Source organism: Paraburkholderia lebeckiae, from assembly GCF_050436325.1.
GTDB classification, from domain to species: domain Bacteria; phylum Pseudomonadota; class Gammaproteobacteria; order Burkholderiales; family Burkholderiaceae; genus Paraburkholderia; species Paraburkholderia tuberum.
The window spans coordinates 3,763,388-3,784,801 of the sequence record NZ_JBNDLZ010000003.1 but is presented as its reverse complement, the minus strand read 5'-3'; the positions used below and the strand labels follow the sequence as shown (position 1 = coordinate 3,784,801).

Genomic DNA, 21,414 nt, shown 5'->3' with positions numbered 1-21,414 from the left:
GTCGGCTTCAGCAAAAGCGAAGGGGCCACGCAACGCGCCGATCCTGCTGGCGCACCGCGTGGCCCCTTCGTCGAACCCGGCTCGACTTCGGGTCGAGCCGGACTCAACCGACCATCAGAATCAAAGCTGCCCTTCGACCCAGCCCTTGACGCCCGCGAGCGCCGCCGGCAGGTTGGCCGGCTCGGTACCGCCGGCCTGCGCCATGTCCGGACGGCCGCCGCCCTTGCCGCCCACCTGCTGGGCCACGAAGTTGACCAGTTCGCCCGCCTTGACCTTCTTGCTGGCGTCCGCGGTCACACCCGCGATGAGGCTGACCTTGCCGCCCTCCACCGACGCGAGCACGATCGCCGCGCTCTTCAGCTTGTCTTTGAGCTTGTCGACCGTTTCGCGCAGCGTCTTTACGTCCGCGCCTTCGAGCGTCGCCGCGAGCACATGCACGCCGCCGACTTCGATCGCCTGGCCCGCGAGTTCGTCGCCCTGGCTCGACGCCATCTTCGACTTCAGCGCGCCCAGTTCCTTCTCGAGCGCCTTCACCTGGTCTTGCACCTGGCCGATGCGCTGCGTGATTTCCGCCGGTTGTGCCTTCAGCACGGCCGCGGCTGCATTGACGCGTGCTTCGAGTTCCTGCACGTAGCGCACCGCGTTATCGCCGGTGATCGCTTCGACGCGACGGATACCGGCCGCGACGCCGCCTTCCATCACGATCTTGAAGAAACCGATGTCGCCCGAGCGATTCACGTGCGTACCGCCGCACAGCTCACGCGAGAAGCCGAGGTCGAGCACGCGCACTTCGTCGCCGTACTTTTCGCCGAACAGCGCCATTGCGCCGCCCTCCACCGCCTCGTCGTACGACATCACACGCACGATGCCGGGCGCGTTCGCCAGCACTTCGGCGTTGACGATTTCCTCGACGCGGCGGATCTGCGTGTCCGTCATCGGCGCGTTGTGCGCAAAGTCGAAGCGGGTCTTGTCGGCGTCGACTAGCGAGCCCTTCTGCTGCACGTGCGAACCGAGCACTTCGCGCAAGGCCTTGTGCATCAGGTGCGTTGCCGAGTGGTTGCGCGCCGTGCGGGCGCGCCGCACCGCGTCGATTTCGGCCTTGACGATGTCGCCGAGCTTCAGCGTGCCCTGCTCGAGCGTGCCGTGGTGGCCGACTACGTCGGCCTGAACCTTCAGCGTATCGACGACCGCAAAGCGCGTGCTGGCGTTCGCGAGCACGCCCTGGTCGCCGACCTGGCCGCCCGACTCCGCGTAGAACGGCGTGTGATCGAGCACGACGACCGCCTGCTGGCCGGCCTGCGCCTGCTGCACCGACGCGCCGTCCACGTACAGCGCGACGACCTTCGCGTCGTCGAAGACGATTTCTTCGTAGCCGTGGAAGGTGGTCTTCGCGCCCGAGTATTCGAGACCCTGCGCCATCTTGAACTTGCCCGCCGCGCGAGCCTGCTCGCGCTGACGCGCCATCGCGTCGTCGAACGCGGATTCGTCGACCGTCACTTCGCGCTCACGGCAGACGTCCGCGGTCAGGTCGAGCGGGAAGCCGTAGGTGTCGTGCAGCTTGAACGCGAGTTCGCCGTCGAGCGTCTTGCCGCCCTTCGTGTCGAGATCGGCCAGAGCGGTTTCGAGAATCGACATGCCGTGTTCGATCGTCTCGAAGAAGCGCTCTTCTTCCTGACGCAGCACGTCGGTCACGCGCTGCTCGGCCTGCTTCAGTTCAGGGTAAGCGTCGCCCATCTGCGCGACCAGGTCGGCCACGAGGCGATGGAAGAACGAACCCTTCTTGCCGAGCTTGTAGCCGTGGCGGATCGCGCGGCGCACGATACGGCGCAGCACGTAGCCGCGGCCTTCGTTGCCCGGAATCACGCCGTCGACGATCAGGAACGAGCACGCGCGGATGTGATCGGCGATCACCTTCAGCGAGTTGTTGCCCAGATCGGTCACGCCGGTTTCGCGGCCAGCGGCTTGAATGAGCGCCTGGAACAGGTCGATCTCGTAGTTGCTGTGCACGTGCTGCAGCACCGCGGCGATGCGCTCGAGGCCCATGCCGGTGTCCACGCATTGCTTCGGCAGCGGCGTCATGTTGCCCTGCGCGTCGCGGTTGAACTGCATGAACACGAGGTTCCAGATTTCGATGTAGCGGTCGCCGTCTTCCTCGGGCGATCCCGGCGGGCCGCCCCACACGTCCGGGCCGTGGTCGTAGAAGATTTCCGAGCACGGGCCGCACGGGCCGGTGTCGGCCATCTGCCAGAAGTTGTCCGATGCGTAGCGCGCGCCCTTGTTGTCGCCGATGCGGATGATGCGCTCGACCGGCACGCCCACTTCCTTCGCCCAGATGTCGTGCGCTTCGTCGTCTTCCTGGTAGACGGTGACCCACAGCTTGTCTTTGGGCAGCTGGTAGACGCCGGTCAGCAGTTCCCACGCGTAGTGGATCGCGTCGCGCTTGAAGTAGTCGCCGAACGAGAAGTTGCCGAGCATCTCGAAAAACGTGTGGTGACGCGCGGTGTAGCCGACGTTCTCGAGGTCGTTGTGCTTGCCGCCGGCACGCACGCTGCGCTGCGCGGTCGTGGCGCGCGAATACGGACGCGATTCCGCGCCGAGGAACACATCTTTGAACTGCACCATCCCCGAATTGGTGAAGAGCAGTGTCGGGTCGTTGCCGGGCACGAGGCTCGACGAACGGACGATCGTATGGCCCTTCGATTCGAAGAACTTGAGGAATTTCTCGCGGATTTCAGCGGCTTTCATAGCGGGCGGGGGACGGTCCTGACGGTTCCTGACGGAGACTGGCGGTCGGTGGGATGCGCCAACTGTCTGTTTCTTTAAACGACTGATTATACGGGATCGGCAAGCGCGCGCGGCACTGCGCGCCGCCTGGTGGGCGCTCGCGCGTCCGATCGTCCGATCCGCGCCATGACGTTCGGCTGACTGCGCCCGCGAGCGCGAATCGCTTAAGATGACTTCCGCGAAACTACGCGCGAAATAACGCATGGCAACTCGCCGCGCGGCCTGCAACCATCAGGAGACATTCAAGAACATGGGCGCTCTCAGTCACATCCGCGTGCTGGATCTCACCCGCGTGCTCGCCGGTCCGTGGTGCGCGCAGACGCTCGCCGATTTCGGCGCCGACGTCATCAAGATCGAACGCCCCGAGATCGGCGACGACACGCGCCACTGGGGGCCTCCCTATCTGAAAACGCCGGACGGCGCGGACACGCGCGAGGCCGCCTACTATCTCGCGGCGAACCGCAACAAGCGCTCGGTCACGCTCGACATCGCGTCGCCCGAGGGTCAGCGGATCGTGCGCGAACTGGCCGCGCAAAGCGACGTCGTGCTCGAGAACTACAAGGTCGGCCAGTTGAAGAAGTACGGCCTCGACTATGAATCGCTCAAAGAGGTCAAGCCCGACCTGATCTACTGCTCGGTGACGGGCTTCGGGCAGACCGGCCCGTATGCGCAGCGCGCCGGTTACGACTTCATCGTGCAGGGCATCGGCGGCTTCATGAGCATCACCGGCGAGCGCGACGCTCAGCCGGGCGGCGGCCCGCAGAAGGCCGGCGTCGCGATCGCCGACCTGATGACCGGCATGTACTCGACGATCGCGGTGCTGACCGCGCTCACGCACCGCGACCGCACCGGCGTTGGCCAATACATCGACATGGCGCTGCTCGACGTGCAGGTCGCGATGCTCGCCAACATGAACTCGAACTACCTCGCGAGCGGCCAGCCGCCGGTGCGCTGGGGCAACGCGCATCCGAACATCGTGCCCTACCAGACCTTCCAGACCAGCGATGGCTGGATCATCGTCGCGGTCGGCAATGACGGACAGTTCCGCAAGTTCGTCGAAGTGGGCGGCCGCCCGGAACTCGCCGACGACGAGCGTTTCGCAACCAACCCCGCGCGCGTGCGCAACCGCGAACTGCTCGTGCCGATGCTCGCGGACATGGTCCGCCTGCAGGGCAAGCAGCAATGGATCGCGGCGCTCGAAGCGGCCGGCGTGCCGTGCGGGCCGATCAACAACCTCGACGAAGTGTTCGACAACGAGCAGGTGGTCGCGCGCGGTCTGCAGGTCGATCTGCCGCATCCGTCGGGCGGCACCGTCAAGCTCGTGCGCAATCCGATCACCATGACCGGCACGCCGCCGCAGGCGCTGAGCCATCCGCCGCTGCTCGGCGAGCATACCGAGCGGGTGCTGAGCGACGTGCTCGGATACGACGCGCAGACGATTGCCGAGTTGAAGCGCAAAGCGGTGATCTGATCGAGGAGACGGCGAGACTCAGCGCATCGCCGTTAGGGAAGCCAGCCAGCCCCGCCCCTCGTCCCAATCGTCGAGACCGCTGTCGGCGTTGATGTGGCCGCGCGCGCCGATCCCGATCCAGCGGCTGCCCCACGCGTTCGCGCAGGTTTGTGAAAACGGCACGCCGCCATAAGGATCGTCGCTGCTCGCCACCACGATCGTCGCAAACGGCAGGCGGGTGAGCGGCACCGGCGCAAAGCCGCCCGCGTCCCTCGGGAAGTGCGCTGCGTCCGGATCGGGCACGGCGACCAGCAGCGCACCGGCCACCTTCGCGAGCTGCGCCGCGCTTGCGTACTGCGAGGCCCAGAACGCCGTGGTCAGACAGCCGAGGCTGTGAGCGGCGAACACGACCGGCGCATCCACGGCGTCAAGCGCGGCGGCCAGCGTACGGCACCAGGCGTCGCGCGAAGGGTGATCCCAGTCCGGCATCTGCACGCGGACGAACGCGGGATCGAGCGCTTCCCAGCGCGTTTGCCAGTGGCCTGGGCCGGAGTCCAGATAGCCCGGCAGAACGAGTGTGGTTGGTTGTTGTTCGCTCATCGTGCTTACCCGTATTCGGCTTATGGCCCGCTCGCGGGATAGCGCGGCGGGCCGTCTACCGTATCACGCGTGCCACGCCGCCACCACGGGGATCGCTTGCGGGCTCGGGTGTCGTGCCGTCCACGAGGATCATCTGCACGTCGCCGTTGAACGACTGCTGCTCGACCGCATAGCCGAACGCCTTCAATTGCGTGGCGAGCTCATCCGGCGCGGGACGGTACGGCTCGAAGTAGATTGTCTTTTGCGGCAGCAGCTGATGATGGAAACGCATCGCGGCGAGCGCGTCCGTCGGTGACATGTCGAAGTCGTACAGATTCGTCATCACCTGGAAGATCGTCGTCAGGATGCGAGAGCCGCCGGGCGTGCCGATCGCTAGCGCGATCTTGCCGTCCTTCAGCAGCAGCGTGGGCGTCATCGACGAAATCGGGCGGCGGCCCGGCGCGATCGTATCCGGCTCGGCATCGGCGGCGCCGGGTGTCGACGCCGCGCCCGTCGCGCCAGCGCCGGCTGGCTTGATCACGAAATCGTCCATCGCATCGTTCAGCAGGAATCCGCCGCCGTCCACCACGACGCCCGAGCCGAAATCGCCGTTCAGCGTGTAGGTGTTCGACACCGCGTTGCCCCATTTGTCGACCACCGAGAAATGCGTGGTTTGCGCCTTCTCCGTCGCCGCGCCGCCGTCGACACCGGGTTTCGACGTCGCGGCGCCCGGCGCTTCGTCGGTTTTGACTTCGGCCGCGCGCTGCGCGAGGTAGGCGTCGTCGATCAGCTTCGCGACCGGCACGGGCGATGCGTCCGGGTCGCCGATATGGCGTTGCCGGTCCGCGAACACGCGATCCTCGATCTGCGCGATCAGATGGATGTACGGCGCTGAATTCAACGCAAGGCCGTCGAACGCCGGCTGCAGATCGGCCCGCATCTTCAGCATCTGGATCAGCCCGAGGCCGCCCGAGCTCGGCGGCGGCGCGGTGATCACGCGGTAGCCGTGCCAGTCGGCCGCGAGCGGCTCGCGCCACAGAGCCTTGTACTGACTCAGATCCTGGCTCGTGATCAGGCCGTGGCCGTACATCTGCGCGGCGATCATTTGAGCGGTGCGGCCCTCGTAAAACTCGCGGCCGCCGTCGCTCGCGATCCGCCCCAGCGTCTGCGCGAGTTCCGGTTGGCGCAGCATCGCGCCCGCCTTCAGGTTCGCGAAGTAGGCGTCGAAATTGGTCTTGCCGGCGAAACTCTTCGCGGCCGCGTCGTGTCGCTGCTGCAGCCGCGGGTCGACCTGGAAGCCGTCGGTCGCGTAATGGATCGCGGGCGCGAGCACCTGCTTCCATTTGAGCTTGCCGAAGCGCCGCTGCGCTTCCCACATGCCATCGACAGTGCCCGGCACGGCCGCCGCACGATGCCCGACCGTGCTCACGCCCGGCGCCACGTTACCCTTGTCGTCGAGGTACATGTCGCGGGTCGCTTGCTGCGGCGCGCGCTCGCGATAGTCGAGAAAATACGGCTTGCCGTCGACCAGCAGCGTCATGAAACCGCCGCCGCCGAGGTTGCCCGCATCGGGCCGCGTGACGGCGAGCGTGAAGGCCATCGCGACCGCGGCATCGACCGCGTTGCCGCCTTCGGCGAAGATCTGCTGCGCCGTGTCAGCGCTGTAGCTATCCGGCGCGGCGACTGCCGACGCATCGAGCGGCGGCTTCGGCGCCGGTGTTTTCGCGGCGGCGGACAGCGGCGCGGCCACGTTCACGGCAAGCGCGGCAAACCAGGCCGAAGCGAGCACACGACGGTTACGGCAAGAAAATCGGGCGCTAGCCAAAGCGCGGGCAAAAGGCGCGCGAAACGCGCCGTGCGTCGGGACAGACATCCGATAAAACTCCGGCAACGAGGCGAGCATGGCGCACGAGCAGCGGAGCCTCGTGCACGAAGATGAAGGACAGCGCGGCAAGCCCGCCCGCGCGAAGGCCCAGCACAGGCGAGCGGGCCGCGCGCAGCAGCGCATCCTAAGTCGGCGCGTCGCGCGTCGCCAACCCGTTTTACCTCCTGTTACAGCCCCGCGCGTCGGCGTCCCTGACTCCGGCAGCCGCGCCAAACCCGCCCCGCCGTTGGCTGCGCGCCGCAACCACCTGCCGCGAACGGGCTCGTCAGGTAGAATTGACGGCTAAACGGGCGCATTGCGCGCCCCCATGGACTCTCATCTTCTCGCATGAATACCGAACGCAACGACGCGCCCGCGGCATCCAATTTCATCCGCAACATCATCGACGACGACAATCGCACCGGCAAATGGAGTCAGCGCGTCGAAACGCGCTTCCCGCCGGAGCCGAACGGCTATCTGCACATCGGTCACGCAAAGAGCATCTGCCTGAACTTCGGCGTCGCGCGCAGCTACGGCGGCGTGTGCCATCTGCGTTTCGACGACACCAATCCGGAGAAGGAAAGCGTCGAGTACGTCGAGTCGATCATCGACTCGGTGCGCTGGCTCGGCTTCGAATGGGAAAAGGACCGCACCGAGCATCTTTACTTCGCGAGCGACTACTACGACAAGCTGTACGAGTTCGCGGAGCTGCTGATCCAGCGCGGCAAGGCATACGTGGATAGCCAGTCGGCCGAGGAAATCCGCGCGAACCGCGGCTCGGCCACCGAGGTCGGCACGCCGTCGCGCTTCCGCGAGCGTCCGGTCGCGGAAAACCTCGACCTGTTCCGCCGCATGAAGGCGGGCGAGTTCAAGGAAGGCGAGCACGTGCTGCGCGCGAAGATCGACATGTCGTCGCCGAACTTCAACATGCGCGACCCGGTCATCTACCGCATCCGCTTCGCGCATCACTACCGTACCGGCGACGCCTGGTGCGTGTACCCGATGTACGACTACACGCACTGCATCTCGGACGCGCTCGAAAACATCACGCATTCGCTGTGCACGCTCGAGTTCGAAGATCACCGCCCACTGTACGACTGGATCCTGAACGAACTCGCCGAGGCCGGTGTCTTCAGGCGTCCGCTGCCGCAGCAAATCGAGTTTTCGCGCCTGAACCTGACCTATGCGATCACCAGCAAACGCAAGCTGCTGCAACTCGTCAACGAAGGCCATGTGGAAGGCTGGGACGACCCACGCATGCCGACCATCGTCGGCCTGCGCCGGCGTGGCTTCACGCCCGAGTCGATCCAGCTGTTCTGCGAGCGCATCGGCGTGACCAAGGTCGACTCGTGGATCGACATGAGCGTGTTCGAAGGCGCGCTGCGCGACGATCTCGACGAGAAGGCGCCGCGCATCGCCGCCGTGCTCGATCCGGTCAAGCTGATCATCGACAACTTCCCCGAACGTCTCACCGAGCCGTGCCACGCACCGGTGCATCCGCATCATCCTGAACAGGGCCTGCGCGAGTTTCCGATTTCGCGCGAGCTGTGGATCGAGCGCGAGGACTTCACGGAGACGCCGCCGAAGGGCTACTTCCGCCTGTTCCCGGGCAACAAGGTGCGCCTGCGCTACGGCTACGTGATCGAATGCACGCACGCGGACAAGGACGAGAACGGCAATATCGTCGCGGTGCACTGCAACTACTTCCCGGACAGCAAATCGGGCACCGAAGGCGCAAACAATTACAAGGTCAAGGGCAATATCCACTGGGTCAGCGCGGCGGCCGCGTGCCCGGCCGAAGTGCGCATCTACGACCGGCTGTTCAAGGAACCGCAACCGGACGCCGGCGGCCGCGATTTCCTCGAAGCGCTGAATCCGGACTCGAAGCGTGTGGTCCAGGCCTACCTCGAAACCGGCGCGCACCATGCAATGCCGGAGCAGCGCTACCAGTTCGAGCGCCACGGCTACTTCGTCGCCGACCGCGTCGATTCGAAGCCGGGTAAGCCCGTGTTCAACCGCATCGTCAGTCTGCGCGACAGTTGGGGCAAGCCGGCCTGAGCCGCCGCCAGCGAGGGCCCGGCGTTACGGGCCCGTCCGGGTTGCCGGATGTTTCGATCGACACTCACTGCGCGCTCGCCTGAGCGCGCCGGTCCGGGAGGTCCGATGAAGGTTGCAGACCGCCACGGGGAAGGGTCTGAAGGTAGGGTTCGCGTCGCACGGAGCGCGTGCGGCTCACGCTTCCCGCATCTGCTGCGCGGCATGCACAGCGTGCTGCTTACGCTGGCCGCCTGCGGCGCGCTCGCGTTCACCGGCCCCGCCCGCGCGGATGAACTGACCGGCACGCTGAGAAAGATCCACGACGACGGCGTCGTCGTGCTCGGCGTGCGAGAGGCGTCGATCCCGTTCTCGTACTTCGACGGCAGGCGCACGGTGGGCTACTCGCAGGCGATCGCGATGCAGATCGTCGATGAAATCAGGAAAACGCTCGGCATGGCGCAGCTGCGGGTTCACGAAGTCACGGTCACGTCGTCGAACCGCATGCCGATGCTGCTGAACAACCAGATCGATCTCGAATGCGGTTCGACCACGCACACGGTCGAGCGCGAAAACGTCGCCGCGTTTTCAGACAGCTTTTTCCAGTACGCGGTGCGCATGATCACGCGCAGGAACAGCGGCATCACCGATTTCCCCGATCTGGCCGGCAAGCCGGTCGTGACGACCGCCGGCACGTCCGACGAGCGCCTGCTGCGCAGCCTCAACACCGACAAGCAGCTGAACATGCGCATCACGAGCGCGCGCGACCACCAAGAAGCCTTCAACGCGATGAAGGAAGGCCACGCGGTGGCGTTCGTGATGGACGAGCCGATCGTCTACGGTTTCAAGGCGACCGACCCGCATCCCGACGATTTCATCGTGACGGGCACGCCGCTTGGCTACGAAGTTTATGCGTGCATGTTCCGCAAGGGCGACGAGCCGTTCCGCGCGCTCGTGAATCGCGTGATCGCGCGCTCGCAGACGTCCGGCGACGCCGAGCGTCTGTATCGGCAGTGGTTCACGCAGCCGATTCCGCCGCATGGCATCAACGTCAATTTCCCGCTGTCGGAGCAGAACCGCGCGTTGTTCGCGCATCCGAACGACCACGCGCTCGATTGAAGGCGGCGTGCGCCGTCTATAGCGACCGGTGCAACTCCGCGAGCGACAGCGTCGTCTCGAAGAGCCGCGTCAGACTACGGCTCGCATAGCGCGGCACCTCTTCGATCGACGCCCAGCGGTAGTCATCCATTTCGGGGATCAGCGTGCCGTCCGAGCGGCGCGGAAACAGCGACGTGCAGATGCACGTGCTCAGATCGAGCTCGCCGGCACCCGCGCGCGCCGCGAACAGATGCAGGTCCTTGTCGCGCCGGTAGACGAACAGGCCGAGATCCTTCAGCCGATCGGCCTCGAGCGCGATGCCGGTTTCCTCGACCATCTCGCGCAGCGCCGTCACGTGCGGCGCCTCGCCGTCCTCGCCCTGGCCTTTCGGGATGTCCCAGTGCGTCGTTTCGGTGGCGTGCGCGAGCAGCACGCGTCCGTCGGGATCAAGCAGCACGATCCCGCACGAGACGATTCGCGGGCTCATCGCGCAGCCTCACTGCATGCACCTCTCGCGCCGCGCTCACGCATGCTCAACGCTTCTGCAGTTGCCAGGCGCCGCCTTCCTTGCAGAAGTTCGGACGCAGGTTCATCGATTGCCCTTTCGCATTGAGTACGACCCCGAGGGTGCGGCAGGTGCGTCCGCCTTCGGTCGAGGTGCTGTCCATCGAGATGGTCGCGTCGATCTTCACGCTATTGCCGGTGCCGTCGTTGACCCACGTGAAGCTCTCGCCGTCCTTTCTGTCATTGAGCGCGCTCATGACCGCATGCTTGATCGAGGCGTTGTCGCGCTGTCTCATATAGGTGATCGGCGTGTCGCTCAGAAAGCCGAGGTTCGCCGCTTGCGCGCCGATCGCCGCGCCGAGCAAGAGGCTCGCGGCACTGAGGTGGAACAGCACACGGGTTCGCGTCGACATGTAGGACTCTCCTCGAAGTGTGCACGGCGCGCACGGCGCACGGCGGCTTTGATCCTGACCTCAAAAGCATAGCATGCACACTTCGGCAGGCAGCGCGTCATCGACGCGGCCATCAACGCGCGGCGGCCGTCCCCTGCAGGCGGAACGTGTTGACGACGTCGCGCAGCATCTGCGCCTGCTCCTGCATCGACTGCGCGGCGGCCGCCGCCTGTTCGACCATCGCCGCGTTCTGCTGCGTGGTCTCGTCCATCTGCGCGATCGCGAGATTGACCTGCTCGATGCCGCGGCTCTGCTCGTCGGACGCAGCGGAAATCTCGCTGATGATGTCGGTCACGCGCTTCACCGCATCGACGAGCGACTCCATCGTGCCGCCCGCCTTCTCGACGAGCGTCTTGCCGCTGCCGACGCGCGCGACCGAATCCTCGATCAACGTCTTGATCTCCTTGGCCGCGTCGGCGCTGCGGCGCGCGAGGTTGCGCACCTCGCCCGCGACGACCGCGAAGCCGCGGCCCTCCTCGCCGGCGCGCGCGGCTTCGACGGCCGCGTTCAGCGCGAGGATGTTGGTCTGAAACGCGATGCTTTCGATCACGCCGATGATATCGACCACCCGCGCCGAGCTCGCCGCGATGCTCTGCATGTTCGCAACGACGTGCTGCACGGCCTCGCCGCCCTCGCCCGCGAGCTGCGACGCCGAGCGCGCCATGCGGTTGGCCTGCAGCGCGTTGTCGGCGTTCTGCTTGACGGTCGCCGTCAGCTGCTCCATGCTCGCGGCCGTTTCGCCGAGCGACGACGCCTGCTGTTCCGTCCGCGCCGACAGATCGAGATTGCCCGCGGCGATCTCTTCGGCCGCGACCGTGATCGTTTCGGTGCCGCCGCGAATGCGCCGGATCGCGTCGGCGAGGCGGCTTTGCATGCGCTGCATCGCGAACAGCATGCTTTCCCGATCGTCGCCGGCCAGCGTGACCGGGCACGAAAGATCGCCGTCGGCGATCGTCTCCGCGACGCTCGCCGCATAGGCGGGCTCGCCGCCGAGACTGCGCTTCACGTTGCGGATGATCAGCACGAGCGCGAGGGTGCTGAAGCTGCCGATCACGAGGATCGTCAGCAGATAGCGCAGCAGGTCGGCGCGGAACGCCGCGTCGATGTCGTTGACGTAGACACCCGAAATCAGATACCAGTCCCACGCGGCAAAGCGCTTGACGAAGCTGATCTTCGGCACGCGCTCGTTGTTGCCGGCGAGGCGGCCCATGTAATCGACGAAGCCCTGCCCGTGCGCCTGCGCGACCTTGACCATTTCGACGAACAGCAGCTTGCCGTCGCTGTCCGCGTAGTGCGACACGTCCTTGTTGCGCAGATCGGCGAGCATTGGATGCATGATCACGACCGGCGTGGCAGTCGATACGATCATGTAGCCGCTGCCGTGGTAGCGCATCGCGGACAGCCGCGCCAGCGCCTGCTGCCGCGCCTGTTCGGGCGTCAGTTCATGCTGGTCGGCGCGCTGCGCGTAGTCGGCGACGATGCCGTACGCGCTTTCCACGACGTTCTGCACGGCCGACTTGCGCTCGGCCAGCATCGTCGCGCGCGACTGCCATGCGGCCCAGCCGCCGAGGCCGAGCAGGCCGAGCCACGTAATCAGCAGCGCGAGCCAGAGTTTGGTGTTGAGGCTAAGTCGGTTCACGCTGATTCCTCCATCGCGGCGCGTCATACGGTTCTGTTGAATTAACGGCGCCGCGCGCGATTTCCTGAGTCGGGAAACACCCGAAGCGAGCCGTACGAACACGCGACAGCCCGACAGCCACCGGGCGCGCAACATTTGCACAAAAACAAAAAGGGTTACAGGCGCGAAACCTGTAACCCTTCGATGATTCTGGTACGGCAGGAGGGACTCGAACCCCCCACCCTCGGCTTAGAAGGCCGATGCTCTATCCAGCTGAGCTACTGCCGTATGGATCGATATCTGCATGAAACCGGCACTCGCGGCAAGCCGCCCGATTTCCCACAAACTGAAATTCTAACTGACCTGCAACCAAACGGGCCCGGATTATAACCGATCGCCCGGCGCGCTCAGACCGGCTGCGGATGCAGCATGAACCAGCCGAGGAACAGGATCCCCGCGATCGCGCAGTACGCGCCGAACGACGCGAGACGTCCGCGGCCTTCGAAATAGCGCATCAGGAAACGCACGCTCAGGTACGCAGCGATCGCGGTCAGCACGCCGCCGAGCACCGCGTCGGCAAGCTGGCTCGGCGCGTGAAGCAGCTTCGGCACTTCGAGTACGCCAGCGGCGAAAATGATCGGCGTGCCGAGCAAGAACGAAAACTCGGCGGCTTTCTCGGTGGTGAGGCCGGCCGCATTGCCGGCGATCATCGTCAGGCCACTGCGCGAGAAGCCCGGAATCAGCGCGCCGATCTGCGCGAGGCCGACGAAGAAGGCCTGGCGGAACGTCAGCTTTTCCGGCGCCTGATGCGCGCGCGCGCGTTGCAGGCGATCGCCGAACCACAGCAGCACGCCGTTCACGATCAACGCAATCGCGACGATCCGCAGATCATGAAAAAGCGCCTCGAGGCGCTTTTCCAGCACGAGACCGACGAGGCCCGCCGGAATCGTACCGATGATCAGCGCCCACATCATGTGACCGTCGTCGTTGCGGCGGCCGCCGAGCGACGCGAAGAAACCGCGCACCAGCGCGTACCAGCGCGCGCGGAAGTACCACAGCAGCGCGAACGCGGTGCCGAGATGCAGGGCGACGAGGAACGGCAGCAGTTGCGGCGCATGCTTGTCGATATGCATGTCGAACAGGGCTGGCACGAGCAGCGTGTGGCCAAGGCTGCTCACCGGAAACAGTTCGGTAACGCCTTGCAGCACGCTCAGAAAAATGAGAAACGACAGGTTCACGCGGCGGTCCTTGTAAGGAAAGTGTCGGGGAACTGCGCGCCGCACAAAAGGGGGAGCCGGCGCGTCAAAGGCGCACCGATTATGCCTGGCTACACACCCAGCGCCAAGCGGTTAGGCGACATTCGGAGAGATATTGACGCGCCGCGTCACAACTCGACACCGTTATTACGCGAGTGCAAGGAAGCGGGCGGCGGATTCGTCGCGCGCGTGCTGTGAAACAGAGAATGAAACCAGCGGGATCAGCGTTCGAGCGAATGGAAGAAGTAGTACGTGCTGGCGGTGAATATACCGAATAAGGCCACCGCCATTGCCGTTGCGAGATCCATGACGCCTCCTGAGCCGATTCGCCCGGGAGTCGGATGGACCGGACGCTCAGGCAGATTATCAATAGGATTCGCCCTTTTCCGACACCCGCAATTTCCCGGGAAGGGTTTCCCCGTAGCGCAAAGCAGCGCAAAATCGCGGTTTCGCCGCGCGAGACGCAGTCGCAGCGAATGGCGCAAAACGCCGCTTCGATGCGGTTGCAACGGCCGACGCACGCGGCCGCCTTGTGCGACCCTCAACCTCTATCTGGCTACCTATTGACCATGCCCCTCTCCCCGGAACAGGACATTCTCGAGATCGCCCAGGACGCCTCGGTGCTCCGTTTTTCGCCGCAAGCCGGCGGCCGTCTGCTGTCGTGGACGATCGACGGCGAAGAGGTGATTCACTGGCCCGAGCACGCCGACTGGAGCGTGCCCGCGCGGATTCGCGGCGGCAATCCGCTGCTGTTTCCATTTCTCGGCCGTCATCGCGTCGACGGCAAGATCGGCTATTGGCGTGACGCGCAGGGCACCGTGCGCGAGCTGCCGATGCACGGCTTCGCGCGCGACCTGCCGTTCGAGCCTCACGCCGACGTGCATGGCGCCGGCCTGCGGATGGTTCTGACCGACAGTGAAGCGACCCGCGGCTCCTATCCGTTCGGCTTCCGCTTCGAGGCCGCCTACGAGCTCATCGATCCGCGCACGCTCGACGTGACGCTGACCACCACCAATACCGGCGACGCGCCCCTGCCCTACTACGCCGGCCATCACTTCTACTTCACGCTGCCGCACACGCAGCGCGCGCAGACGACGATCGAACTGCCGCGCACCGAGCGGTGCCGTCAGCTCGAGGACGGCTCGATCAGCCCCGCCGAGCCGGGCGAAGCGAGCTACACGCTCGACGAAGACCGCATCTACGACCGCTTCCATTGCCTGACCGGCACGCCCGATCGACCGGTGAGGGTCGAGGCGCCGGGCATCGATCGCGTCATCACGATCGATCTGCAGCGGCCCGGCTCGGTGCCCTGGTACTCGGTGACGACGTGGACTGAAACGCCGCAGTCGGACTTTTACTGCGTGGAGCCGTGGCTCGGCTTACCCGATGCGATCCACAACGGCCGAGGTTTGCGCTGGCTCGAGCCGGGACAAACCGAAACGGCGGCACTGCGCATTACGGTCGAGAAGACCAGCTGATACGCCGGCGCCGGCGGCGAGCCGCTCGAAGCGCCCGCCTGCCACCTCGCCCCCCTCGCCGGGGGGCGCAACACAAAACCGTTAGAATCGAACGCTTTGTCTGTCTGTGCCGCGTCATCGGGATCAGCGCGGCAGTGCTTTGCGAGGTCCAATGCTGGAAACGACAAGAATCAAACGACTCGGCTGCGCGGCATTGCTCGCGCTGCTCGCCGCGTGCGGGTCGGCGCCGGTGGGGCCGGGCTACTACCGGGTCGAACGGGGCGACACGCTGTCGAAAATCGCGCGCGGCAACCGGCAATCGGTGCAGAACATCGCACGCTGGAACAACCTGACCAATCCCGACAGCATCGAAGTCGGCCAGGTGCTGCGCGTCGCGCCGCCAGCCGGCGCGGCGTCGACGAGCGGCGCGATCCGCAGCGGCGGTGGCGGTAGCAGCAGTGGCAGCGCGAGCGCGGCGGCCACGCCGCGTCCTGCGCCCGCGGACACTGCGCCGGCGACCGCACCCGCGCCGATCTCGCTGGTATGGCCGGCCGACGGCACGGTGTTCCGCCGTTTCGACGGCGGCAACTCGAAGGGTATCGATATTTCCGCGCCGGCCGGCACGCCCATCGTCGCGGCGGCGCCTGGCACCGTCGTCTATGCGGGCAACGGTCTGCGCGGCTACGGCAATCTGCTGATCCTCAAGCACAACGCCGACTATCTGACCGCTTACGCGCATAACCGCGCGCTGTTGGTGAAGGAAGGCGAATCGGTCAAGCGCGGCCAGAAAATCGCCGAAATGGGCGACACCGATACCGATCGCGTGATGCTGCATTTCGAACTGCGCTACCAGGGCCGCTCGATCGATCCGTCGAAAGAACTGCCGCCGCGCTAGGCGGCGGGCGCGGGAACCCGCCGTGCTATAAACGCTCAATTCGAAGCGGCGTGGCTGCGCGCCACGCCCTTCCGCTATTTGCAAGGAATCTGAAATGAAAAGCCCATTGGCGCGCGTCGCGACGGCGGCAACGATCAGTCTTGGCCTCCTGACGCTTGGCGGCCTCGGCGGCTGCTCGACCACGACCACGATGACCTATCTGCCAAGCGGCGACACCGGCTTCGCGATCAACTGCAGCGGCAGCGACGCCAGCACGAGCTGGGCCGAGTGCTATAAGCGCGCGGGCGAAACCTGCGGCAACTACGGGTACGACGTGGTTTCGAAAGACGTCGACAACGGCGCGACGTCGGGCGGCACGATCGGTGGGATTTTCGGCGCGAATGTGAAAAACCGTTCGATGGTCGTCCGCTGCAAGCAGTAAAGGCAGCGCGCCGTGCGGCACGCGCGGCCGCCGAGCGCCACCGCTTAGCGGCCTCGCCGGCGCCCGGAGCGCGGATCGATGCGCGCGGCGAAGCGCACCAGCAACGCGAGCACGATTAGCCACACGCCGACAAAAATGATCACCCCGGTCATGAGTCTCGCGCCGATAAATAATCCGCTATCATCGGCCGCATATTGTGAATTCGCGGTGAAGATCGCTGAGGCACGGTTAAACATCTGCGTAAATCCATTCAAAAAAAAGCCCGGCACGAGGCCGGGCTAACGGGGGTTCGGCGCATATCGGCAAAGGACCGGTTCACCATGCGCCAGAACGAAATCTAACAATCTGCATTTACAAGCGCAATGCATTAATTTTGCGGACAGTGTTACACGGCGTACGGATTCCGCAATCCGTGAATCGGAAATGTCGGAATCAGACCGGCTTAATGCGCCGCAGCTGGGATACTCCACACGCCAGATCATTCGAACAGGAATGTCGGAGCATCGCATCGGCCAATGTTCCTAGGCTATCAGCGGAAAGTCCCGCCAAAACAGCAGAGGAAAGACGTCTGGCCGAATAACACTAACTCATTCGGCAATAACGCAGCTCCGGGTTGCGAATATTAACTTGGTGCGGAAACGCACGTAACGCATCGATTGGTCGCGGCAACTCTTCCGAATAAGCGTCAATACTTCTTCACAATAATTCGCGAATAGTGAAATCTTTAACATTGACAATTCCGCCGACAATATTGAAACCGCATTCAAACTCGTTTCCGCTTTGAACATTCGGACGATTAATGGCCGGCGCTGATGGGCGGCACGCCTCGTGCGCCGCCGTCGTTGAATCCGCCGCCATCCAGGTTCAGAATCCGATTCAGTCCGCGCTGCATAAAAGACCGCCCGGCGCGTTGCGCAAGGCCGCCACGCAGCCCGCCGGTCCTTGCCAATAGTTTATAGTGACGGCCCCGTCCGACCCTGCCCACGATGACTTCCAGCGACGCCTCCCAAAGCCCCCTTTACGCGAAGCTGCTCGGCGAAACCGCCAAGATCGGCTGGAGCGAACTCCAACGTTTCTTTGCGGGCGGAATACTACTGCACGTCGCGCGCGACCTCGATCTCGTGAGCGTCGCCGAAGCAATCGCCAACGACGATACCACCCAGGTCGCCCAATGGTTGTCCTCCGGCCTCGTCGAGCGCGTGCAGTCGGAGACGGCCGCCGATCTCGCCGCGCGCGACCCCGAGCTGTGGGCGGTCGTCGTCTCGCCTTGGGTGTGCGTGCAGGAGCGCTCTTGAACGACGCGAGCACGCCCGATGCCGGTACGCCCCCCGCCGCGCCATCCGAAACCGCCGCACACCCAGCCAGCGCGCCCGCGCTGCCGGTGCGCTGGCATCGCCGGGTGCTCGCGCTCGCATTCCCAATCGTCCTCGCGAATCTGACGCAACCGATCCTCGGCGCGGTCGACACCGCCGTCGCTGGTCATCTGGACAGTGCCTCGTACCTCGGCGGTGTCGCGCTCGGCGGGCTCTTCTTCAACTTCGTGTTCTGGGGCTTCGGCTTCCTGCGCATGGGCACGACCGGCCTCGTCGCGCAGGCGCACGGCGCGGGCCGCAGCGACGAGTTGCGCAATACCGTCGTGCGCGCACTGCTGATGGCGGCCGCGATCGGCGCGCTGGTGCTGCTCGTGCAGCAACCGCTGATCGACTATGCGCTGCGGGCGATCGGCGGCAGCGACGCCGTGCAGCGGCACGCGCAGATTTATTGCCACGCGCGCATCTGGGCCGCACCGCTCGCGCTCGGCAACTACGTGGTGCTCGGCTGGCTGCTCGGCACGCAGCGGGTGCGGCTCGCGTTGCTGTCGCAGGTCTTCATCAACAGCGTGAACATCGTCGCGGTGCTGCTGTACGTGTACGCGTTTCATTGGGGTGTGGCCGGCATCGGCGCGGCTACCGCGACCGCCGACGCGCTCGGCTTCGTGCTCGGGCTCGCCCTGCTATGGCACGGCAGGCCGCGCGGCCTACCCGCGCTGAATCGCGCCGCCTTGTTCGACGCCGCCGCGCTGAAGCGGCTCGTCGTGCTCAATCGCGACATTTTCGTGCGCACGCTGTGCCTGCTGTCGTCGTTCGGCTGGTTCGCGCATCTCGGCGCGCGGCAAGGCGACGCGACGCTCGCCGCGAACGCATTGCTACTCAATTTCCAGACCTTCATGGCGTACGGCCTCGACGGCTTCGCGCACGCGGCCGAGGCGCTGGTCGGCGCGGCGATCGGTGCGCGCGATCGTCACGCGTTCGCGCAGGCGGTCAAGGTCACCGCGCTGTGGTCGGCGCTCGGCGCGATCGGCTTCTCGTGTGTGTACTGGGGCGCGGGTGCGTGGATCATCGAGCGGCTGACCAATCAGGCCGCTGTGCGTGCCGCGGCCGAAACCTATCTGCCGTGGGCGGCGCTGTCGCCGGTAATTTCGGTGTGGGGCTTCCTGCTCGACGGCGTGTTCATCGGCGCGACGCGAACGCGCGAGCTGATGATGTCGATGGTGGTGTCGCTTGCGGTGTTCGTGGCGGCGGCGTCGGCATTGCTAGCGTGGCACGGCAATCACGGGCTGTGGATCGCGCTGCTGATCTTCATGGCCACGCGTGGCGCAACGCTCGCGCGTTACCTGCCGGGCGTGTCGCGGGGGATTGCGGCCGCGTAGCGCGGTGCGTTGGGCGTCATTGGCTATCCGGCGGACGACAGACCGTTACGGCTTGAAACAAGCGCATACATATCGCATAACGAGCGCGTCCTAGAATGCTCTCAGCCCGTGCTCTCCGCGCGAACAGTCGGCACGGGTCAGAAGTGCCGGCGTGCCCGCGCCGGTGCTTCGCTTTCCCCACCCTTTCCCGGTCGTTTTCACTTCAACGACGGTTTCGCGCTGCAGGCGCTTTCTCGTTGCACAGCTTCATCACGGGCTGCACTCTTTTCTCTTCGCTGAACGAGCGCTCACTGTGCGACGGGGGCGGGCACCATCGCGGGCGGCCGATCATCGGTGGGCACGCCGTGGTAGTCGGCGGGATCATGTGGCGGGCTGCCGCGATGCGCGGACGGGTTGTCCGCACAGCCGGCGACGCCGGCGCAAAACAGCAAGGCAAGAGTCAGAACGCGGGTCATTTTGCAATCGTCTCCGGGACAAAGCGATGGCGGACGTCCGCCGGCGCGCCGAGAGTCTAACCGCAAAGCGCGTTCCGCCCGTTCCATTTCGTGAGATTTCGCCAGAGCTGCGCTACTATGGGTTCATGGCTGAACCTACCGGGAGACTGCCATGGACGGTGAATCGATCGCGGGCCTGATCGGGCTCGCAATAGGTCTGATCGTGCTGGTGGCGTTGTCGATTTTCGAATCGCGGGCATACCGGCGTGAACACGATGGCGAGGGCATGCTGCATCACTGGACGCATCAGCATCTACATATGCCGCATTGGAGGCGTCCAAGGCATTGATGCAGGTGATCTTCGACTCGGACCGAATGGCCTCTGGCCGCGGCACCGGCATGTCACGGTGCCTCAGTCGCGCGGCCGCTCGATGACGCGATGACCGGCGTTGCGGCGCCTGCGCGCATCGAGGTCCGCTGGACGTGCGCGACGCCTTTCCGGTTCTTTGGGCATACATACATCGAACGACGACGCTTCCTGCGTCGCTCTCTCCTTCTGCGCCTTCGTCCAAGGCCTCACTGCATCGAGCTTAACGGGTGCTGGGCACATGCCTTGCTGATTCCGATCCAGCAACAGACGCGCGACACGCGCGTCGATTGTCGCGGCGCGTGCGCCACACCAGCGTGACGATGCGGCCAGCGATTTCGCGGCCCCCGCAAAAAGGAGAACGCCATGACCGTCGGAACCATCCTGCTAATCGTGCTCATCCTGCTGCTGATCGGCGCGTTGCCAAGCTGGCCGTATAGCAGCGGCTGGGGCTATCGGCCGACTGGACTCGTCGGCGTCGTGCTGATCATCGTGATCATTCTGCTGTTGATGGGGCGTATATAGCCCACCGCGAGGCCGGCGCGAGCCCGCTACGGCGAACGTCGTTGCCCGTACGGTTGTTGCCGCCAAGGGATTGACGCTCCTGCACGCACCCCCTATACTCTCGGATTCGTCGGAGCGTAGCGCAGCCTGGTAGCGCATCTGATTTGGGATCAGAGGGTCGTAGGTTCGAATCCTATCGCTCCGACCACGAAAAGCAGGTCGAAACCCGCGAAGCCTCCGGCTTCGCGGGTTTTTGCTTTTTGGGCTCGCGTTCAAGTGGACGCAAACAGCCGACCCGTCAGGCACTCGCCTTGCAAATCATCACCCGCGCATGCGACAGTGCTTGCGCAGGTACCTCGCTGCGAAGACGCGAAAGCCCGCCGCAACGCCATCCCAAGCCGCTCAAAAAGGAGACTCCCATGGACCTGATCCTCTGGCGTCACGCCGAAGCAGAAGATGTCGCCGCGAGCGATCTCTCCCGCGCACTCACCACGCGCGGCCGCAAGCAGGCGCAGAACGCCGCGAAATGGCTGCGCGCCCGTTTGCCCGACGACGCGGTCATACTCGCGAGCCCCGCCGTGCGCACCATCCAGACCGCCGAGACGTTGAGCGACCAGTACCGCGTCGTGCGCGAACTCGCGCCGAACGCGAGCGCGAACGACGTCCTGGAAGCGGCCGGCTGGCCCGGCGGCATCGCGCAAACCGTGGTGATCGTCGGCCATCAACCGACGCTCGGCCACGTCGCCGCGCAACTGCTCGGCGACAGCCGCGCGAGCTGGCCACTGAAAAAAGCCGGCATCTGGTGGATCGAGAGCCGCGAGCGCAACGGCGAAGATGAGGCGGTGTTGCGCGCCGCCATCAGCCCCGATCTGATCTGAGCGCGCGTGTCGCGCGACGCCTCCGACATTACAGGCACCCACGCGAGGGCTTACGGGCAGTCATCCAATCGTCACGGCTTTGCCATGCGAGCGTCACCGCGCGTTACTACATTGGCGAAAAAAGAAATCC

At 65.3% G+C, this 21,414-nt stretch carries 20 protein-coding genes and 2 tRNA genes; 12 read left to right on the top strand and 10 right to left on the bottom strand.

Annotated elements, in window-relative coordinates; all coding sequences use genetic code 11:
• Nucleotides 1-120: 120 nt before the first annotated feature.
• Nucleotides 121-2,745 (bottom strand): alanine--tRNA ligase, encoded by a 2,625-nt coding sequence (gene alaS, locus OKW44_RS35525; RefSeq protein ID WP_018421206.1) that lies wholly within the window; start codon nucleotides 2,743-2,745, stop codon nucleotides 121-123.
• A 289-nt stretch (nucleotides 2,746-3,034) separates the two neighbouring features.
• Between alaS and OKW44_RS35520 the strand changes: the two genes are divergently transcribed.
• Entirely contained in the window at nucleotides 3,035-4,255 is a 1,221-nt protein-coding gene (locus tag OKW44_RS35520; protein ID WP_018421207.1) for a CaiB/BaiF CoA transferase family protein, read from the top strand.
• A gap of 18 nt (nucleotides 4,256-4,273) precedes the next feature.
• Here the strand turns inward: OKW44_RS35520 and OKW44_RS35515 are convergent, their stop codons facing one another.
• Nucleotides 4,274-4,834 carry an RBBP9/YdeN family alpha/beta hydrolase gene (locus tag OKW44_RS35515; RefSeq protein ID WP_018421208.1) on the bottom strand — a complete coding sequence of 187 codons (561 nt, stop codon included), beginning with the start codon at nucleotides 4,832-4,834 and terminating at the stop codon, nucleotides 4,274-4,276.
• Nucleotides 4,835-4,889: 55 nt separating this feature from the next.
• A complete protein-coding gene (ggt, locus tag OKW44_RS35510) occupies nucleotides 4,890-6,686 on the bottom strand; it encodes a gamma-glutamyltransferase (protein WP_026225939.1) in 1,797 nt (598 codons plus the stop codon).
• A 339-nt stretch (nucleotides 6,687-7,025) separates the two neighbouring features.
• On the opposite strand from ggt, the gene OKW44_RS35505 reads away from it, so the two are divergent.
• The gene (locus OKW44_RS35505; RefSeq protein ID WP_018421210.1) at nucleotides 7,026-8,735 is read left to right on the top strand and encodes a glutamine--tRNA ligase/YqeY domain fusion protein; all 1,710 of its coding nucleotides are present in this window, start codon (nucleotides 7,026-7,028) and stop codon (nucleotides 8,733-8,735) included.
• Between the two features lie 105 nt (nucleotides 8,736-8,840).
• Entirely contained in the window at nucleotides 8,841-9,830 is a 990-nt protein-coding gene (locus tag OKW44_RS35500) for a transporter substrate-binding domain-containing protein (protein ID WP_084754149.1), read from the top strand.
• A gap of 16 nt (nucleotides 9,831-9,846) precedes the next feature.
• Here OKW44_RS35500 and OKW44_RS35495 read toward each other — a convergent pair whose 3' ends face one another.
• The 5 genes from OKW44_RS35495 to OKW44_RS35475 form a co-directional block, all read right to left on the bottom strand.
• Nucleotides 9,847-10,296 (bottom strand): NUDIX hydrolase, encoded by a 450-nt coding sequence (locus OKW44_RS35495; protein ID WP_018421212.1) that lies wholly within the window; start codon nucleotides 10,294-10,296, stop codon nucleotides 9,847-9,849.
• A gap of 46 nt (nucleotides 10,297-10,342) precedes the next feature.
• Entirely contained in the window at nucleotides 10,343-10,726 is a 384-nt protein-coding gene (locus OKW44_RS35490) for an RT0821/Lpp0805 family surface protein (protein WP_018421213.1), read from the bottom strand.
• A 112-nt stretch (nucleotides 10,727-10,838) separates the two neighbouring features.
• On the bottom strand, nucleotides 10,839-12,404 hold the full coding sequence (locus OKW44_RS35485) for a methyl-accepting chemotaxis protein (RefSeq protein WP_026225941.1): 1,566 nt from the start codon (nucleotides 12,402-12,404) through the stop codon (nucleotides 10,839-10,841).
• Between the two features lie 190 nt (nucleotides 12,405-12,594).
• Nucleotides 12,595-12,671, bottom strand: a tRNA-Arg gene (locus OKW44_RS35480).
• 119 nt (nucleotides 12,672-12,790) lie between these two features.
• Nucleotides 12,791-13,621, bottom strand: a complete 831-nt coding sequence (locus OKW44_RS35475) for an undecaprenyl-diphosphate phosphatase (RefSeq protein ID WP_018421215.1) — start codon at nucleotides 13,619-13,621, stop codon at nucleotides 12,791-12,793.
• A 587-nt stretch (nucleotides 13,622-14,208) separates the two neighbouring features.
• Here OKW44_RS35475 and OKW44_RS35470 point away from each other — a divergent pair.
• From OKW44_RS35470 to OKW44_RS35460, 3 genes are all read left to right on the top strand, one after another.
• A complete protein-coding gene (locus OKW44_RS35470; RefSeq protein ID WP_018421216.1) occupies nucleotides 14,209-15,117 on the top strand; it encodes an aldose epimerase family protein in 909 nt (302 codons plus the stop codon).
• 151 nt (nucleotides 15,118-15,268) lie between these two features.
• On the top strand, nucleotides 15,269-15,991 hold the full coding sequence (locus OKW44_RS35465; protein WP_018421217.1) for a peptidoglycan DD-metalloendopeptidase family protein: 723 nt from the start codon (nucleotides 15,269-15,271) through the stop codon (nucleotides 15,989-15,991).
• Nucleotides 15,992-16,085: 94 nt separating this feature from the next.
• Nucleotides 16,086-16,412: a hypothetical protein gene (locus tag OKW44_RS35460; protein ID WP_018421218.1), complete on the top strand. Its 327-nt coding sequence runs from the start codon at nucleotides 16,086-16,088 to the stop codon at nucleotides 16,410-16,412.
• A 44-nt stretch (nucleotides 16,413-16,456) separates the two neighbouring features.
• Here OKW44_RS35460 and OKW44_RS35455 read toward each other — a convergent pair whose 3' ends face one another.
• Entirely contained in the window at nucleotides 16,457-16,681 is a 225-nt protein-coding gene (locus tag OKW44_RS35455) for a hypothetical protein (protein ID WP_162633978.1), read from the bottom strand.
• Between the two features lie 717 nt (nucleotides 16,682-17,398).
• Between OKW44_RS35455 and OKW44_RS35450 the strand changes: the two genes are divergently transcribed.
• On the top strand, nucleotides 17,399-17,707 hold the full coding sequence (locus tag OKW44_RS35450) for a DUF2288 domain-containing protein (protein ID WP_018421221.1): 309 nt from the start codon (nucleotides 17,399-17,401) through the stop codon (nucleotides 17,705-17,707).
• Nucleotides 17,704-19,101 (top strand): MATE family efflux transporter, encoded by a 1,398-nt coding sequence (locus OKW44_RS35445; RefSeq protein ID WP_018421222.1) that lies wholly within the window; start codon nucleotides 17,704-17,706, stop codon nucleotides 19,099-19,101. The genes OKW44_RS35450 and OKW44_RS35445 overlap by 4 nt, the downstream gene beginning before the upstream one ends.
• Nucleotides 19,102-19,388: 287 nt before the next feature.
• Here the strand turns inward: OKW44_RS35445 and OKW44_RS35440 are convergent, their stop codons facing one another.
• Nucleotides 19,389-19,556, bottom strand: coding sequence for a hypothetical protein (locus tag OKW44_RS35440; protein ID WP_018421223.1), 168 nt, complete (start codon nucleotides 19,554-19,556; stop codon nucleotides 19,389-19,391).
• Nucleotides 19,557-19,707: 151 nt separating this feature from the next.
• On the opposite strand from OKW44_RS35440, the gene OKW44_RS35435 reads away from it, so the two are divergent.
• The 4 genes from OKW44_RS35435 (at nucleotide 19,708) to OKW44_RS35420 (ending at nucleotide 21,284) form a co-directional block, all read left to right on the top strand.
• Entirely contained in the window at nucleotides 19,708-19,884 is a 177-nt protein-coding gene (locus OKW44_RS35435; RefSeq protein ID WP_018421224.1) for a hypothetical protein, read from the top strand.
• A 384-nt stretch (nucleotides 19,885-20,268) separates the two neighbouring features.
• On the top strand, nucleotides 20,269-20,427 hold the full coding sequence (locus OKW44_RS35430; protein ID WP_018421226.1) for a DUF3309 family protein: 159 nt from the start codon (nucleotides 20,269-20,271) through the stop codon (nucleotides 20,425-20,427).
• A 110-nt stretch (nucleotides 20,428-20,537) separates the two neighbouring features.
• Nucleotides 20,538-20,614, top strand: a tRNA-Pro gene (locus tag OKW44_RS35425).
• A gap of 211 nt (nucleotides 20,615-20,825) precedes the next feature.
• Nucleotides 20,826-21,284, top strand: a complete 459-nt coding sequence (locus OKW44_RS35420) for a SixA phosphatase family protein (protein WP_018421227.1) — start codon at nucleotides 20,826-20,828, stop codon at nucleotides 21,282-21,284.
• The last annotated feature ends 130 nt before the right edge of the window (nucleotides 21,285-21,414 follow it).

Bases quoted from the DNA above. Each gene is read 5' to 3' on its own strand.
- OKW44_RS35435 (WP_018421224.1), top strand. From the start codon at position 19,708: ATGGACGGTGAATCGATCGCGGGCCTGATCGGGCTCGCAATAGGTCTG.
- OKW44_RS35460 (WP_018421218.1), top strand. From the start codon at position 16,086: ATGAAAAGCCCATTGGCGCGCGTCGCGACGGCGGCAACGATCAGTCTT.
- OKW44_RS35420 (WP_018421227.1), top strand. From the start codon at position 20,826: ATGGACCTGATCCTCTGGCGTCACGCCGAAGCAGAAGATGTCGCCGCG.
- ggt (WP_026225939.1), bottom strand. From the start codon at position 6,686: ATGTCTGTCCCGACGCACGGCGCGTTTCGCGCGCCTTTTGCCCGCGCT.
- OKW44_RS35490 (WP_018421213.1), bottom strand. From the start codon at position 10,726: ATGTCGACGCGAACCCGTGTGCTGTTCCACCTCAGTGCCGCGAGCCTC.
- alaS (WP_018421206.1), bottom strand. From the start codon at position 2,745: ATGAAAGCCGCTGAAATCCGCGAGAAATTCCTCAAGTTCTTCGAATCG.
- OKW44_RS35515 (WP_018421208.1), bottom strand. From the start codon at position 4,834: ATGAGCGAACAACAACCAACCACACTCGTTCTGCCGGGCTATCTGGAC.
- OKW44_RS35440 (WP_018421223.1), bottom strand. From the start codon at position 19,556: ATGACCCGCGTTCTGACTCTTGCCTTGCTGTTTTGCGCCGGCGTCGCC.
- OKW44_RS35520 (WP_018421207.1), top strand. From the start codon at position 3,035: ATGGGCGCTCTCAGTCACATCCGCGTGCTGGATCTCACCCGCGTGCTC.
- OKW44_RS35470 (WP_018421216.1), top strand. From the start codon at position 14,209: ATGCCCCTCTCCCCGGAACAGGACATTCTCGAGATCGCCCAGGACGCC.
- OKW44_RS35430 (WP_018421226.1), top strand. From the start codon at position 20,269: ATGACCGTCGGAACCATCCTGCTAATCGTGCTCATCCTGCTGCTGATC.
- OKW44_RS35465 (WP_018421217.1), top strand. From the start codon at position 15,269: ATGCTGGAAACGACAAGAATCAAACGACTCGGCTGCGCGGCATTGCTC.
- OKW44_RS35505 (WP_018421210.1), top strand. From the start codon at position 7,026: ATGAATACCGAACGCAACGACGCGCCCGCGGCATCCAATTTCATCCGC.
- OKW44_RS35495 (WP_018421212.1), bottom strand. From the start codon at position 10,296: ATGAGCCCGCGAATCGTCTCGTGCGGGATCGTGCTGCTTGATCCCGAC.
- OKW44_RS35450 (WP_018421221.1), top strand. From the start codon at position 17,399: ATGACTTCCAGCGACGCCTCCCAAAGCCCCCTTTACGCGAAGCTGCTC.
- OKW44_RS35500 (WP_084754149.1), top strand. From the start codon at position 8,841: ATGAAGGTTGCAGACCGCCACGGGGAAGGGTCTGAAGGTAGGGTTCGC.